This window comes from Chitinophaga cymbidii, from assembly GCF_007992715.1.
Taxonomy (GTDB): Bacteria; Bacteroidota; Bacteroidia; order Chitinophagales; family Chitinophagaceae; genus Chitinophaga; species Chitinophaga cymbidii.
This window is the reverse complement of sequence record NZ_BKAU01000001.1, coordinates 1596821-1611128: the sequence shown is the minus strand read 5'-3', so window position 1 is coordinate 1611128 and position 14308 is coordinate 1596821. Positions and strand designations below refer to the sequence as shown.

Here is a 14308-nt window from a genome sequence, read left to right as displayed (position 1 = left end):
ATGTCAGTAGTTGATATTGAGCAGGCGGAGCTTGTTGTACAGCGTTTTACGGTCGATGTTCAGCAATTGCGCCGCTTTGGTCTTGTTATACTTCACCGCTTTCAGCACATTGATGATCTTGTTGTATTCTGCTTTCAGGGCCACCGATTTCAGGTCGTTGGAGTCCAGCATCATACCTTCCGGCATGTCGTCTCCGGGGTTCTCCGCGGATGCGGCCGTATAACGCGGGGTGCTGCTGCCTGCTTTCATTTCCAGCGGCAGGGCCGCCATGGTGATCTCTTTGCCCGCGGGGGTGAGGAGGCTGGCGCGGCGGATAACGTTCTTCAGTTCGCGGATATTACCCGGCCAGTCGTAATTCCGGAAACATTCCCACACTTCCTCGCTGATGGGAGCGGCGGGTTTGTTCAGTTCTTTGCTGACCTGTTCGGTGAATGATTCCACGAACAGCGGAAGGTCTTCCGTTCTGTCGCGCAGGGGCGGAATATGGATGGTGAATTCATTGAAACGGTGAAAGAGGTCTTCCCGGAATTTTCCTTTTTGTACGGATTCAAACAGGTTTTCGTTGGATGCCACAATGAGGCGTACGTCTACCCCGATCTCTTTCATGCTGCCCACGCGGCGGATCTGTTTTTCCTGTATCACGCGCAGCATGGCTACCTGTATGTCATAAGAGAGGTTACCGATCTCGTCCAGGAACAGGGTGCCACCGTGGGCTTGTTCAAATGCCCCGATCTTGGTGCCGATGGCGCCGGTGAAGGAGCCTTTTTCATGCCCGAACAGTTCGCTGGCCGCCAGTTCCTTGGAAAGGCTGCCGCAGTCCATCGCCACAAAAGGCTGGCCTTTGCGGCTGCTGTGCTCATGAATGAGGTGGGCAACAGATTCTTTACCCGTACCGGTTTCCCCGAATACGATCACGCTGAAGTCCGTCGGCGCCACGAGGGTCAGCTCGCGGTAAAGCTCGCGGGACACTTCGCTTTCGCCGAATACGTAGGAGCGCCCGTTTTTCTGCATGCGCGCAGCGGGTGTGGCGGGTTCTTCGTGGGCGTGGGGCGCTACCACGTTATGCGTACTCTCCACGGGTGTGGCGGGTTGCTGCGCGAGGGCCTTGTTCACGAGGCTCAGTATCTCGTCAGGATAAAGCGGTTTGGAGATATAATCATACGCGCCGTTCTTCACCATTTCCACGGCAATGCGCACATCAGAATAACCGGTGATGATGATCACCACCGTCTGCGGGCTCATCTGCCGGATGTCGCTCATCAGCCTGGCGCCGTCCGTGTCTTTCAACCGGTAATCACATAAAACAAGATCGTACGGATGCTCTTTCAGCATTTTCAGCGCCTGCGCGCCGGTCATAGTGCTATCCGTTTTGAACCCGTGCTTGCCCAGAAATTTGCTCAGGAGGGTACAAATGTTTATTTCATCATCAATTATGAGGACACTCTTCATATTTTATTTTAAAATAAGATTTATCAGGCCGGGTAATAAATTTACGAATAATTATGCATACGGGTCTGTGAGCTAAATTCAGCTCTTCACACGATAAATGATCTCTTTCAGCTTGCCCACATCAAAAGGTTTCGGCAAAAAGTGGGCCGCACCTGCTGTTAACGCTTTTTGTTTTTCCATCCCGTTGTCATAAGCACTGATGGTGATCACGGTGAGGTCGGGATACCATTTTTTTATCACAGGAAGGGCATCCAGCCCGGAACCGTCGGGCAGGTGAATGTCCAGGAACAGAATATCCGGACGGGAACGCTGCAGGTCCTGCAAGCCTTCCGTAAGCGCGTGTACGTATTTGACCTTGAAGCCATATTTACTGAGACTTAACTGTAATAAGCGGCAGATGTCAGGCTCGTCGTCTATGATCAGAATAGAAGCACCCATTGCTTTCGGTTGTTCTTCAAGTATATTCCATCCGTAATTCATGTCTGTAAATCCCCCATTTCTTCCTTTTACTTCATTTCCTACGCAAACTCTTTGCCGGACGGGAATTAGCTGTTTAAACAGATGTATTGGGGAAAAATGTCCACAGATCCCTGTTTTTCCTGTTCCCCAGTTTGCATCCTTTTAAGGTCAAATATAGCGGTTCGTGCCGGGAAAAACGGGTGGTATAGTAATTGGTTTATATTCCTCACAAACATCATAAACCAAAACACTCAATATATGAACTCCCTGCAATTAAAAGGCAACTGGAACGAGATCAAAGGCAAGCTCAAGCAGCAATATGCGGATTTGACGGATGATGACCTGATGTATGCGGAAGGCAAGGAAGATGAATTGTACGGCCGCCTGCAAAAGAAACTGGGCAAATCCAAAGAAGAAGTACAAAAAATCATTAACGAGCTATAACCCGTTTTTTAAACCGGTTATACTTTTATCATAGCTGTTGTTTTAGTTATTGGCTGCTTTAATGGTTTTATAAATGCAGCACAACGAAAGTTGTAAAACACTTATAAAACTGAAAGCTTGCCTGCGCTGTCCTGCATTCGATGCAGGACAGCTTTTATGAAAAGCCACATCCTGTCGTATAAAAAACCGGCAGCCTGCAAAGATTTTGCAGGTCTGCCGGTTTTCTTTTGAAACGCAGTTTATTTGTTGACGGCCTCTATATCCCGGAGGTGCCTGATCTTGTCGTGGGAAGCCTTTAATGCGGCCTGCTGCCTGGCTACCACGGTGCGTACGTCTTCCGGCAGGTCCTGTTCCAGCGCCTGGCGGTAGGATTTCTGCGCGGCGTCTTCTCCGAATTCGCAGGAGGCAAGGATGGAATGGCGGTCGGCGCCGCCGAAGGAAACTTTCACGTCCATCCAGGTGCGGTAGATCTTGCCGGCCATGGTCGTATCCTTTTCGCCGTCATCGCTCTGGCTGCCGGGCAGGCGATTCAGCTCTTCCGTATATTGCCTGCTTTCTTCCAGCATCCTGCCGAACAGCATTTTCAGATCTTCATCTTCCGCCTGCTTCATTGCTTTTTCATATCCTTCAATGCGGTCATTATTGATCTTTATCAGATCTTCCAGCACCGCAGCTGTTTTTCCCTGTTGCATGGTGTATATTTTTGGAATGAAACAATAAGTTTACGATACAAAAACTCCAAAAACACTGCCACGCGCTAACCGGCTCTTTCTGTGGAAGAAGATGCCCCGCATGGGTATGCTTTGCCCTGCCCCGGGCGCCCCATTGTCCTGAAAAGCCGTGCCTGGCGACATTGGCATAATATTTTTACCATAAGGGATGAACCAATATTTAATTGCCATGAGTAGCTTATTGTATCTGATCGCTGTGATCCTGATAATCGGATGGTTACTGGGATTCTTTGTTTATTCGGCAGGCGGGCTTATACACGCCCTGTTAGTACTGGCCGTTATTGCCATTCTGATCAACATTATACGGGGACGGGCTGTATAGTTTTTATTATACTACCGGGAGGATGATGGTAAAGAGCGTTCCTTCGCCGGGGGAGCTTTCCACGGTGATGGCGCCTTTATGATTGAGAATGATATTTTGCGTAGAGGTGAGGCCAAGCCCCGTTCCTTTTGTTTTATTCGTAAAGAAAGGATCGAAGAGCTTGGCCTTATTCTCTTCGGGAATCCCTATACCGTTATCGCCTATACGAATGTATACCTTGCCGTTCTCATGCATGGTGTTCACGCGGAGCACCCCCTGGCCGGGCGTCATGGCTTCTATGGCGTTGATGAACAGGTTCAGCAGCGCGATGCTCATTTTTTCAGCGTCTACCAGCAGGTTGATGTCTTCTTCCATATAGCTTTCTTCCAGCCGCATTTCGTTGAGCTGCAGGCGGTCTTCCGCCAGCGCCAGCGCGTTGTGCACCATTTCGTTCGCGTCCATTTCATGCAGGTGCAGTTCCATCATGCGGGTGGATTGCAGCATTTCGGTGACCAGCTGGTTGATGCGGGTGCAGTTGCGCTCGATAATGTCCAGGTACAATTGCGCATCTTCCTGTTCGCTGGGAATTTCCTGTTTGAACTGGCCCACGGCCAGCAGGATATTGGTGAGCGGGTTGCGCACCTCATGGGCGATCACCCGCGCAATGCGGCCGGTGATCACGAATTTTTCCTGGTGCTGCTTTTCCTGCTCTTCCCGTTTCTTTTCGGTGATGTCTTCGGCAACACAGAGAAAGGTGCCGAGTTTCTCGTCCAGCTTATTGGCATTCACCAGTACGTCCAGCTTCTGGCCGCTTTGGTTCCTGAAGGCATATTCCCGTTGTACGATGGCATTGTCCTCACAGATGTCCAGCAGGAATTGCAGGGCTTCGGTTTCCTGCATGAACAGGTCTTTCAGGTTCATGCGCAGGAGTTCTTCGCGGGTATGCTGCAGCTTTTTCTGTGCGGTGGGGTTTACTTCGATGATATTTTTATCGCAGTCGGCGAGAATGATCAGGTCGTGCGACTTTTCGAATATGCCGAAATATTTTCTTTCATTTTCCGCGATGGTCTGCAGGTGCTTGTGTTCTGAAATGCCATAGCGGATGGCTCTTTCCAGCTCCTGTGCGCCGATTTCCCCTTTTACGAGGTAGTCTGCCGCGCCGGCCATCATGGCTTCATTATCGATCGCGTAATCGCCCTTGCCGGTGAGCATGATCACCGGGGCGTCGTAGCCGATATGCTGGAAATGCCGGAGGATGTCCAGCCCGGTATGCCTTCCCAGCCGGTAGTCCACCAGGTACAACACATGCTGCTTCTGTTCGATGGCGGCTATGCCCGCTTCGTAGGTAGCACACCACTCGATGTGGTACTGGTTGGGCGCAACATCCTGCAAAAGGCTGCTGACCAAAAAGAAATCATCTTCATCATCATCGATCATCAGAATATGTGGTCTTGTATCTTTCATGGTTTGCATCTGTTTTAATACAACGCATTAATCTTCGCGTGATTGTTTGAGCGGCAGAATGATCACAAATTCCGCGCCTTCATCCGGATGCCCGAACGCGCTGATATAGCCGTTATGCGCGTCCACGATCTTTTTGCAGATCGCGAGCCCGATCCCTGTTCCCTTGTACTCGCTGACGCCGTGGAGGCGCTGGAAGATGAGAAATATCCGGTCTGCATAAACGGGGTCAAACCCGATCCCGTTATCTTTTATCGTAATGCGGCAGAATGTTTCATCCCATTTATCCTCCTTTACCAGCCCTATTTCGCGGCCCGTCAGCAGCTCCCTTTTAATGCGGATTTCCAGCGGCCTGCCGGGATGCGCGAATTTGATGGAATTGGAGAGCAGGTTTTGAAACAGCTGGTGAAGGGCGGTATCGTTGCCTTCCACTTCGGGCAGCTGGTCCATCAGGATCGTTCCATTCTTTTCCAGCAGGGCTACTTCCAGGTCGCCCGTTACATCCTGCAGCAGTGCGTTCAGATCTACCGGCAACATGGTTTCCGGCATCATGCGGCCCGCGCGGGAAAACGTAAGCAGGTCGTTGATCAGCACGCGCATCCGCGATACGGCGGCCACCATCCGGTTGATCAGCTCCGCTGCATCGGGCGGCAGTTCCCTGCCGTATTTGGTTTGCAGGCGGTCGCTGAACGTGGATATCTTGCGCAGGGGCTCCTGCAGGTCATGAGAGGCTACATAGGCAAATTGCTCCAGCTCCTGGTTGGACTTGTTCAGCAGCGTGATATTGTCCTGCAGCTCCCGCTGGTACAGCTTCATGCGGGCTTCGATATGCAGCTGCAGGCGAAATTCCTTGCTGAGTATCACGTACGAATACACGCCGATGAGAATGGCGAACAGCGAAATGATGAACACCACTGGTATCCAGAGGTTGGAGAAAAATTCGAACAGGCGGGATTTCTCATACAGCTGCGCTTCTTCGATCTGCGTCATTTCATTGACCTTCCGGTCTATCAGGTCCATAGACACTTCGCCTTCTCCCACGGAAATGCGGCTGCCTTTACTGAAATCTTTCTGCTCGCCGGCCGTCAGTTGTTTGTATTTCACATCCAGCAGCTGCTTGAGCGTATCCAGGTTCTTTTGTTGCCCCGGGTCGTCCATGATCCTGCGGAGGTTCCGGTATTCCTGCTCGATGCGGATGCTGCGTTCCTCCATGCTCGGATGCAGGAAAGCGTCCTGCTTCGTGAGGTTGTAACCGCGGATGGCGGCTTCCGCATCTTTCAGCTGTTTGGTGACCCTTTCCAGCCTTTTGGATACTTCCACCGTATGGTTCAGGCGGTTGGCGTTGTGCATCAGGTTCTTTCCGATCAGGTAAGATAACACGGACGCCCCTACGATGATCGTAAACGCGATGAAGAAACCGACTTTTATCTTTTTATGTACACTGATATGCATTGATACAAGTTACTTAAAAACAAATACTTACAGGCCAATGATGACGGCATGTTCCTGTGAAAGATTTTCTACAGTGTGAAAACGCTTTTCTACAAAAGCGGGCTGCGGACCATCGCCCACTGCTGATTTTTTACACGCAGTATTCCGTCGGTAATTGTAAGCCCCGCCATAGATGCAGTTTTTAACAGCCGCTGGAATGTCTGATGGTGGCTGTTCATATTGTTGTTGCAAAAGCTGTTCCAGTTGATGGCAAAGTTAATTGGAATGTCGTTTGGATGACGGTTATATATTATACACCTTAAAACTTGTGAGCCATGAAAAGCGAAGTTAATCAACCGCAACAACCCAGGCCAGGGCAAGGTCAACAACCACCCGGACGGGAAGGGCAAGGAAATCGCGGTGAAGGCGAAGGCCAACCCAAACCCGGACTTGATCCGGCAGCTCCCCCGAAAGAAAACCCGGACATACCGGACGAAATTCCAAAACGCGAAATAGACCGCAAACCGAGCAATCCGCAAACCGAGCCCACAGAAGGACCGGAACAGGGGCCGAAGAAGCAGATGCCGGACAAGGGTGAAAGCGAAGAGAATAACGATGTGCAGGAGCAATCCCCCGACCTGATGGTGGAAGACGACAGGGATACGGAGAGTCTTGTAGACAAACGCGACCGTTTCCCTTTCCCCAATAAATAATTATCAACACTATAAAACATCAACACAATGGCTACGACAAAAAATACCCGGGGAAACGGTAACTCCTCCCGGAAAAGCACTACCGCCGCAAAGAAGAACGGCAGCACAAAAAAGGTCAGCAGCGAAATGGAAAACTCGAAGTTCCACCAGCTGTTCATGGACGAGCTGAAAGACATTTACTGGGCCGAAAAACACCTGGTAAAAGCGCTGCCTAAAATGCAGAAAGCGGCTACTACCGAGGAGCTGGTAAACGCATTCGCAGACCACCTGGCTGCTACAAAAGAACATGTAAGCCGCGTGGAAGAAATTTTTGACCTGATGGGCGTAAAGCCTGTGGCGAAAAAATGTGAAGCGATGGAAGGGCTGGTAGCGGAAGCACAGGAGCTGATCGACGAGGAAGAAGAATCCGTTGTGCTGGACGCCGGCCTTATCATTGCTGCGCAGAAAGTAGAACATTACGAGATAGCCGCGTATGGCAGCCTCCGCACCCTGGCTAACCACATGGGGCACACCGAGGCCGCCAGTATTCTTGAACAGACGCTGGCAGAAGAAAAGGAAACAGACGTATTGCTGACGCAGATCGCAGAATCTTCTGTGAATGAAGAAGCAATGTCTGAAGAGTAACCCAAATTTGCTGCAAAGGACCGATATGATGTGGCAACGCACCGTATAGGTCCTTTGCTGTGTTTAAAACGGAGCTATGCAGAAATCACAGCCTAAGAAAGATATCCGCCCGGCGCAAAAGCAGAACCGCCAGCCGGGCATTGAGTCGAAAATGATTCCCCTGCCCGTATCGGAAAAGGAAAAGACGCCCGCGGGCGGCAGGTTGCAGGACAAGGTGGCTGTGATCACCGGCGGGGACAGCGGCATCGGCCGCGCCGTGGCCATTGCATTCGCCGCGGAAGGCGCCCATGTGGTGATCGCTTACCTGGATGAAGACGGCGATGCCGAAGATACGGCTGCGCAGGTAGGGGCCTACGGCCGGCAGTGTCTCCTGATAGCGGGCGACATCAGCAAGGAAAGGCATTGTGAGAAGATCATCCGCCAGGCGGTGAAGACCTTCGGACGAATAGACATCCTGGTGAACAACGCCGCCGTACAATACCCGCAGCAAAAGCTGGCGGACATTACGGCGGAGCAGCTCGTCCGCACCTTCTCCATCAACATCTTCGCACAGTTCTACCTCGTGAAAGCCGCCCTGCCGCATATGCGAAAAGGCAGCTCCATCATCAACACCACTTCCGTTACCGCTTACCGCGGCAGCGGTCACCTGGTGGACTACTCGTCCACCAAAGGCGCGATCGTTTCTTTTACAAGATCATTATCTTCTATGCTGGCGCCGAAAGGCATCCGGGTGAACGGCGTGGCGCCGGGCCCTATCTGGACGCCGCTTATCCCCGCTACTTTCCCCGCGTCGCACGTAGCGGAATTTGGTTCCGACGTGCCGCTGAAACGCGCGGGCCAGCCCGTGGAAGTAGCGCCCTGTTACGTGTTCCTCGCTTCTGACGACGCCAGTTATATCACGGGCCAAATACTGCACCCCAATGGAGGAGAAATTGTCAATGGCTGAGCCGGCGCTTGCCGTGGCCGCCGATCCCGTTACCGTGGCGCAGGCGGTGAAGCTGCGTTATGTGTCCGCTGCCGGCAGGGGATATACCCGCATGAAAAACGGGAAGGGCATGTATTACCTGGATGCTTCCGGTAAAAAGATCATGGACGAAGCGGTGCTGGAACGCATCCGCAAACTCGTGCTGCCGCCCGCCTGGGAAAACGTGTGGATATGCCCGTACGAGAACGGCCACCTGCAGGCAACGGGGATCGATGCCCTGGGCCGCCGGCAGTACCGTTATCACGCCCGCTGGGCCGCCGTGCGCAATGAAACAAAATATTACCGCCTGCTGCAGTTCGGGAAAATGCTGCCCCGCATCCGTAAACAGATCAATAAAGACCTCCGCAGAAAAACGCTGGACAAACCCCGCGTTATCGCCATCGCATTGCGGGTGATGGAAGAAACACTGATGCGCGTAGGCAACGCCGCCTATGAAAAGAAATATCACTCCTACGGCCTCACCACCCTGCATAACAGCCATGTAAAGATCAATGGCAACGAAGTGTTCTTTAAATTCCGCGGAAAGAAAGGCGTCGTGCAGAAGATCGCGCTGCGCCACGCATCACTGGCCCGGCTCCTGAAAAAAGTGCGCGACATCCCCGGGCAGGAGCTTTTCCAGTATTACGAAGCGGATGAAGTGCGCAGCCTCGATTCCGGGGAAGTGAACGAATATCTCAAAGCCTGCACGAACGAAGAATTTACCTGCAAGGATTTCCGTACCTGGGCGGGCACCCTGCATGCCCTGCACCTGCTCGCCGGCTGTGAAACCTGCGAAACACAGGCGCAGCGAAAGAAAAATGTGGTGGACGTGATCGACCGTGTGGCGGAAAAACTGGGGAATACCCGCGCAGTGTGTAGAAAATACTACGTTCATCCCTGCCTCATCCAGCTGTATGAAAGCGATTCGCTGAAAAATTATACCGCCGCCGGAACAGACGAAAAGGTACTGATGAAGATCCTCCGCGACCAGCATAAAAAAAAGTAGAGATGCAGCTATTGCATCTCTACTTCTGTTCACCTGTCCTCACAACTACAGACCACCAAAAATGATCTGTTCCTCCCTGTCTTCTACAGGAACTTTCTGCATGAAGTCATCAAATCCCGATTCGTCATGCGAGGTGTACATGCCATATGCGTCCATAACATACCCTATGTTGCCTTCTTTGTCTTCCAGCAGGTATAATACCGAGTTGTCGGACGGATCAGATTCACCTTCAAACCGGTAAGTCTTGATGACCTTCAGGTCCTCCGGATCATAGATCTGATCACCGCTTGCAGGTTGCATCCTGCCGTGGTCAGACATTTTGAACTCGTTGTCGTACCCTTTCGAATGCAACTTGGCCAGTATCTGGGACAAGGTGTTCATTTCGCCGGGTTTATCTGGTGTTGGATTTTCCATAAAAAGAGTGTTTTAGTACAGCAGTATAAAATCCAAAAGGCATGCCACCGATTTGTGGCTTAATTATTGAAACATATTCTTACAGAAACTTTAACCTTCGTATTCCGACACTATTCCCCCATAGTTATGCATATTTATAAGGATGATGTCCGTCCCGTTCTACGGGACGGTTTTTTTTTGCGCCTGCTGGTATAATCATTGTTGTTCAAAAGGATATAAAATCACATCCGCATGAGAGCAATATGGACCGGCAGCATCGGCTTCGGGCTGGTGAACATCCCCGTTAAATTGTACAGCGCTATCCAGGAAAGCCGTCTGGACCTGGACATGCTGGACAAGAAAGACCATTCCCACATCCGCTTCCAGCGTATCAATGAGCGCACCGGCAAGGAAGTGGCCTGGGAGAATATCGTAAAGGCATACAATTATAATGATGAATATATCGTACTGGACGAAGCGGACTTTGAGGCCGCCAGTCCGGAGAAGAGCAAGATCATAGAAATATCCACCTTCGTGGAAACAACAGAGATCGACGCCCTTTATTTCGAAACGGCCTATTTCATCGAGCCGCAGAAAAGCGGCGGTAAAGCGTACGAGCTGCTGCTGCGCACTTTGGAGAAAACCGGGAAGGTGGGCGTAAGCCTGTTCGTGCTGCGCTCCCAGGCCAGCCTGGCCCTGATACGGCCAAAAGACAACTACCTGATGCTGCACCGCCTGCGCTTTGCGGAAGAGATCCGCGAGCCGGACGACCTTACCCTTCCTTCCAATACAAAGATATCGAAGAAGGAGATAGACATGGCCGCGAAGCTCGTGGAACAATGGTCGGAGCCGTTTGATATCACCGCTTATAAAGATGAATACAGGAACGAACTGATGAAGATCATCAAAGCCAAAGCCTCCGGCAAGCAGCCGAAAGTGCGCAAGATGAAAGTGGTGCACACCAAGAGCACTGACCTCTTTGAACAGCTGAAGGCCAGCCTGGGCAATAAAAAACGGGTATCATGAGCTTGACTGCCTACAACAAGAAACGGGATTTTAAAAAGACGGCCGAACCGAAAAGTTCACGGAAGAAGAAAACGGACGAACATATTTTCGTGATACAGCGGCACCACGCTTCCCGCCTGCATTACGATTTCCGGCTGGAAATGAACGGCGCCCTGAAAAGCTGGGCCGTGCCGAAAGGCCCTTCGCTGAACCCGCAGGATAAACGCCTGGCGATGGAAGTGGAAGATCATCCGTACGATTACAAAGACTTTGAAGGAGAGATACCGCCGGGGAACTACGGCGCCGGCTATGTGTACATATGGGACAAGGGCACGTATGAATTGCTGGATGATAAAGGCAATGATTTTGACAGGCAGGCGCTGAAGGAATGGAAGGCGGGCAGCCTGAAAGTAGTGCTGCACGGCAAAAAGCTGAAGGGTGAGTTTGCGCTGGTGAAGATGAAAGGGCGGGAGGAAAATACCTGGCTGCTCATCAAGCACCGCGACCGCTATGCGAAAGATGAATATAACAGTGAGGATTACACGCCGAAGCGCGTTAAAGATAAACTGAAAGGTACAGCGAATAATAAGGCAGCGGAAAAGAAAGGCACGGCCAGTAAACGTGCGTCTGCGCCAGCGAAGAAAAAAGCTGCACCGGCTAAAACAGCGTCAAAAAAAAAGTCCGGCGATGAGCAGATGAAGGAGTTCTACAGCCCCATGCTCACCACCCTCGTAGATGAACCTTTCGAACGCGAAGGATGGGTCTATGAAACCAAGTGGGACGGCTACCGCGCCATCGCCAATGTGAAAAACGGAAAGGCTTCCCTGTATTCCCGGAACCGCCTTTCCTTCGATGAAGTATACAAAACGGTGGTAAACGCCGTAGAGAAAATTCCGCATAATGTGGTGCTGGACGGTGAGGTGGTAGTGCTGGGAACCAACGGCCGGTCGGACTTCCAGGCCCTGCAGAATTACAAGACCACCCGGAAAGGAAAACTCACCTACCAGGTATTCGACCTGCTTCACCTGGATGGCCATGACCTGGAAGATTTGACGTTACTGGAACGGAAGGCATTGTTGCAGGAGATCGTAAAGCAGTTGAAAGACCCGGTGGTGAAATATTCAGCGCATACGGACAAGGGGATGAAACTGTTTGAAGATGCTGCCAAAGCGGGATGGGAAGGGATTATAGCGAAGAACGGAGAAAGCAATTATGTGGAAGGCGCCCGCAGCCTGAATTGGCTCAAGATCAAGGTGCTCAACCGGCAGGAGGCCATCATCTGCGGTTACACCGAGCCGCGGGGAAGCAGGAAGAAAATGGGCGCGCTGATACTTGGCGTGTATGAAGATGGCAGGCTGCGGTATGTAGGGCATTGCGGGGGCGGCTTCAATCACCAGTCGCTGAAAGATATGTACGAACGCCTGCAGCCCTACCGGCGCGATACATCGCCGTTCAGCGAAAAGGTCAAAACGAATATGCCGGTGAACTGGGTGGAACCAAAGCTGGTGTGTGAAGTGAAGTTCTCGGAATGGACGGGCGAAGGCATTTTCCGGCAGCCGATATTCGTAGCCATGCGCGACGACAAGCCGGCGAAGGAAGTGAAGAAGGAATTACCAAAAGATTTGAATATGGTTACCGGTACAAAGGCAAGAACACCGAAGGCGGCTGCTAAAAGCGCTAAGGCGCCTGCGTCTGCAAAGCGTAAAGCGAAGCCTTCCGCCAAAGGCGCCGCGAAGGAAGGAAAGAACGCAGCCGGGACCAGCGAACGCAGCCTCCGCCTCAACAACCAGTCCGTTGCCCTCACCAATCAACAGAAAATATACTGGCCAAAGGAAAAGATCACCAAAGGCCAGCTCATCGATTACTATTTGTCGGTAGCGGATCATATGCTGCCATATCTGAAAGACCGGCCGCAGTCGCTGCACCGCTACCCGAACGGCATCAACGGCATGAGCTTTTACCAGAAGGACCTGGACACGGAAACCATTCCCTCCTGGCTGAAAACAACGCCGGTGCTGGCGGAATCCACCGGCAAGGAGGTGGATTATCTCATTTGCAACAACACCGCCACGCTGATCTACATGGCCAACCTCGGCTGCATAGAGATCAATCCCTGGCTGTCCCGCATCTCCAAACCCGATCACCCGGATTACATCGTCATAGACCTGGACCCGGAAGACATCGCGTTCCGGCATGTGGTAGACACCGCCAATGTGGTGCACGAAATACTGGAAGGCTACGGCATTGAGTCATTCGCAAAAACCTCCGGCGCCAGCGGCATGCACATCTACATACCCACCGGCGCAAAATATGAATATGAAACCTGCCGGCTCTTTGCGGAGTTCATTGCAAAGGAAGCCCATGCGAAGCTGCCGGATTTAACCAGCGTGGTGCGCGCAAAGTCGAAGCGGCAGAAAAAAGTGTATATCGATTTCCTGCAGAACAGCCGCGGGCAAACGGTTGCCGCGCCTTACTCCGCCCGCCCGCGCCCCGGCGCTACCGTGTCCACACCCCTGCAATGGAAAGAAGTCAATGCAAAGCTGGACATCAAAAATTTTCACATCGGCAATACAATGCAGCGCCTTGAAAAGCATGGCGACCTGTGGGCGGGCATGTCCAAAGTGAAAAATGATCTCCGCGTTGTACTAAAAAAATAGACAGTTATGAACAAGCATTTCAGAAATGGCCTGATGCTAGGCATGTTTATTGGCTTTGTTATTTCATCTCCCCACCGGGACGAATGGCTGCAGCAATTGCAGTGCAGGCTGAACCGTTTCCGGCGGCGGATCATGAACGGAAAAGATATTCATTCACTTTAAATCACAGGATATGCAAGCAACCACTCATTCTCCCCTCCGCCTGGCCGTTATTTACGCAACGATCATTTCAGTGATAAGTATCTTGCTTACCCTGATATTTTATATGACCGCCTGGTTCTCCGACCTGTGGACCGGTTATATTGTAAACGGTGTACTGTTCATCGGTGTGCTGATCGCCGTTATCCACGCCAACAAGGTAATGGGCGGCGGCGCCTCGCTTGGCAATCTTTTTATAGTCGGGCTGATCACGGCGGGCATCGTGATCGCCATTGTAGCCGCGGCGAGTATCATCATCCACCTGGCAACAGAACCGGCGCCCGGTACGGGCATAGACATTCCTTCGCAGGATGGCCGCCATATCAGCGAATACAGTGATGACAAGAGAAAGGGTTTCTGGATATTCCTGCTGAGCAATGTGTTTTTCACGAACGGCGCATTGGGCGCGCTGGCGGCTTTGCTGGGCGCGGTGACCGTGAAGCGAAACCAGAAAACGCCCTCGGCGAGGTAG

At 51.8% G+C, this 14308-nt stretch carries 17 protein-coding genes; 10 read left to right on the top strand and 7 right to left on the bottom strand.

The window, feature by feature from the left end:
- Nucleotides 1–3 precede the first annotated feature (3 nt).
- Both CCY01nite_RS06440 and CCY01nite_RS06435 read right to left on the bottom strand, forming a co-directional pair.
- Nucleotides 4–1449 carry a sigma-54-dependent transcriptional regulator gene (locus CCY01nite_RS06440; RefSeq protein WP_146858895.1) on the bottom strand — a complete coding sequence of 482 codons (1446 nt, stop codon included), beginning with the start codon at nucleotides 1447–1449 and terminating at the stop codon, nucleotides 4–6.
- Between the two features lie 78 nt (nucleotides 1450–1527).
- On the bottom strand, nucleotides 1528–1887 hold the full coding sequence (locus CCY01nite_RS06435; protein WP_246129870.1) for a response regulator: 360 nt from the start codon (nucleotides 1885–1887) through the stop codon (nucleotides 1528–1530).
- Nucleotides 1888–2166: 279 nt separating this feature from the next.
- Between CCY01nite_RS06435 and CCY01nite_RS06430 the strand changes: the two genes are divergently transcribed.
- A complete protein-coding gene (locus tag CCY01nite_RS06430; protein WP_146858891.1) occupies nucleotides 2167–2352 on the top strand; it encodes a CsbD family protein in 186 nt (61 codons plus the stop codon).
- Between the two features lie 239 nt (nucleotides 2353–2591).
- On the opposite strand, the gene CCY01nite_RS06425 is transcribed toward CCY01nite_RS06430, so the two are convergent.
- Nucleotides 2592–3044, bottom strand: a complete 453-nt coding sequence (locus tag CCY01nite_RS06425) for a PA2169 family four-helix-bundle protein (protein WP_146858889.1) — start codon at nucleotides 3042–3044, stop codon at nucleotides 2592–2594.
- A gap of 187 nt (nucleotides 3045–3231) precedes the next feature.
- Here CCY01nite_RS06425 and CCY01nite_RS06420 point away from each other — a divergent pair, with 187 nt between their 5' ends.
- A complete protein-coding gene (locus tag CCY01nite_RS06420) occupies nucleotides 3232–3405 on the top strand; it encodes a lmo0937 family membrane protein (RefSeq protein WP_307726075.1) in 174 nt (57 codons plus the stop codon).
- A gap of 6 nt (nucleotides 3406–3411) precedes the next feature.
- Here CCY01nite_RS06420 and CCY01nite_RS06415 read toward each other — a convergent pair whose 3' ends face one another.
- Genes CCY01nite_RS06415 through CCY01nite_RS26585 form a run of 3 tightly spaced genes read right to left on the bottom strand, consistent with a single transcriptional unit; the run spans nucleotide 3412 to nucleotide 6528 of the window.
- Nucleotides 3412–4848, bottom strand: a complete 1437-nt coding sequence (locus CCY01nite_RS06415; protein ID WP_186830931.1) for a hybrid sensor histidine kinase/response regulator — start codon at nucleotides 4846–4848, stop codon at nucleotides 3412–3414.
- A gap of 27 nt (nucleotides 4849–4875) precedes the next feature.
- Nucleotides 4876–6297, bottom strand: a complete 1422-nt coding sequence (locus CCY01nite_RS06410) for a sensor histidine kinase (RefSeq protein ID WP_146858883.1) — start codon at nucleotides 6295–6297, stop codon at nucleotides 4876–4878.
- Nucleotides 6298–6324: 27 nt separating this feature from the next.
- Nucleotides 6325–6528, bottom strand: coding sequence for a hypothetical protein (locus CCY01nite_RS26585; protein WP_186830930.1), 204 nt, complete (start codon nucleotides 6526–6528; stop codon nucleotides 6325–6327).
- An 83-nt stretch (nucleotides 6529–6611) separates the two neighbouring features.
- On the opposite strand from CCY01nite_RS26585, the gene CCY01nite_RS06405 reads away from it, so the two are divergent.
- From CCY01nite_RS06405 to CCY01nite_RS06390, 4 genes are all read left to right on the top strand, one after another.
- Nucleotides 6612–6989, top strand: a complete 378-nt coding sequence (locus tag CCY01nite_RS06405; protein WP_146858882.1) for a hypothetical protein — start codon at nucleotides 6612–6614, stop codon at nucleotides 6987–6989.
- Between the two features lie 27 nt (nucleotides 6990–7016).
- Complete coding sequence (locus tag CCY01nite_RS06400; protein WP_146858880.1) at nucleotides 7017–7613, top strand: YciE/YciF ferroxidase family protein; 597 nt, start codon at nucleotides 7017–7019, stop codon at nucleotides 7611–7613.
- A gap of 76 nt (nucleotides 7614–7689) precedes the next feature.
- Entirely contained in the window at nucleotides 7690–8559 is an 870-nt protein-coding gene (locus tag CCY01nite_RS06395) for an SDR family oxidoreductase (protein WP_146858878.1), read from the top strand.
- Nucleotides 8534–9583 (top strand): DNA topoisomerase IB, encoded by a 1050-nt coding sequence (locus tag CCY01nite_RS06390; protein ID WP_246129869.1) that lies wholly within the window; start codon nucleotides 8534–8536, stop codon nucleotides 9581–9583. The genes CCY01nite_RS06395 and CCY01nite_RS06390 overlap by 26 nt, the downstream gene beginning before the upstream one ends.
- A 45-nt stretch (nucleotides 9584–9628) precedes the next feature.
- On the opposite strand, the gene CCY01nite_RS06385 is transcribed toward CCY01nite_RS06390, so the two are convergent.
- Complete coding sequence (locus tag CCY01nite_RS06385; RefSeq protein ID WP_146858876.1) at nucleotides 9629–9997, bottom strand: hypothetical protein; 369 nt, start codon at nucleotides 9995–9997, stop codon at nucleotides 9629–9631.
- 231 nt (nucleotides 9998–10228) lie between these two features.
- On the opposite strand from CCY01nite_RS06385, the gene ku reads away from it, so the two are divergent.
- The 4 genes from ku to CCY01nite_RS06370 are packed head-to-tail and all read left to right on the top strand — an operon-like array spanning nucleotide 10229 to nucleotide 14308.
- Nucleotides 10229–11002, top strand: a complete 774-nt coding sequence (gene ku / locus CCY01nite_RS06380) for a non-homologous end joining protein Ku (protein ID WP_146858874.1) — start codon at nucleotides 10229–10231, stop codon at nucleotides 11000–11002.
- Nucleotides 10999–13638, top strand: a complete 2640-nt coding sequence (gene ligD / locus CCY01nite_RS06375; protein WP_146858872.1) for a DNA ligase D — start codon at nucleotides 10999–11001, stop codon at nucleotides 13636–13638. Before ku ends, ligD begins: the two co-directional genes overlap by 4 nt.
- Before the next feature lie 6 nt (nucleotides 13639–13644).
- Nucleotides 13645–13800: a hypothetical protein gene (locus CCY01nite_RS26580; protein ID WP_186830929.1), complete on the top strand. Its 156-nt coding sequence runs from the start codon at nucleotides 13645–13647 to the stop codon at nucleotides 13798–13800.
- A 10-nt stretch (nucleotides 13801–13810) separates the two neighbouring features.
- Nucleotides 13811–14308, top strand: a complete 498-nt coding sequence (locus CCY01nite_RS06370; RefSeq protein WP_146858870.1) for a hypothetical protein — start codon at nucleotides 13811–13813, stop codon at nucleotides 14306–14308.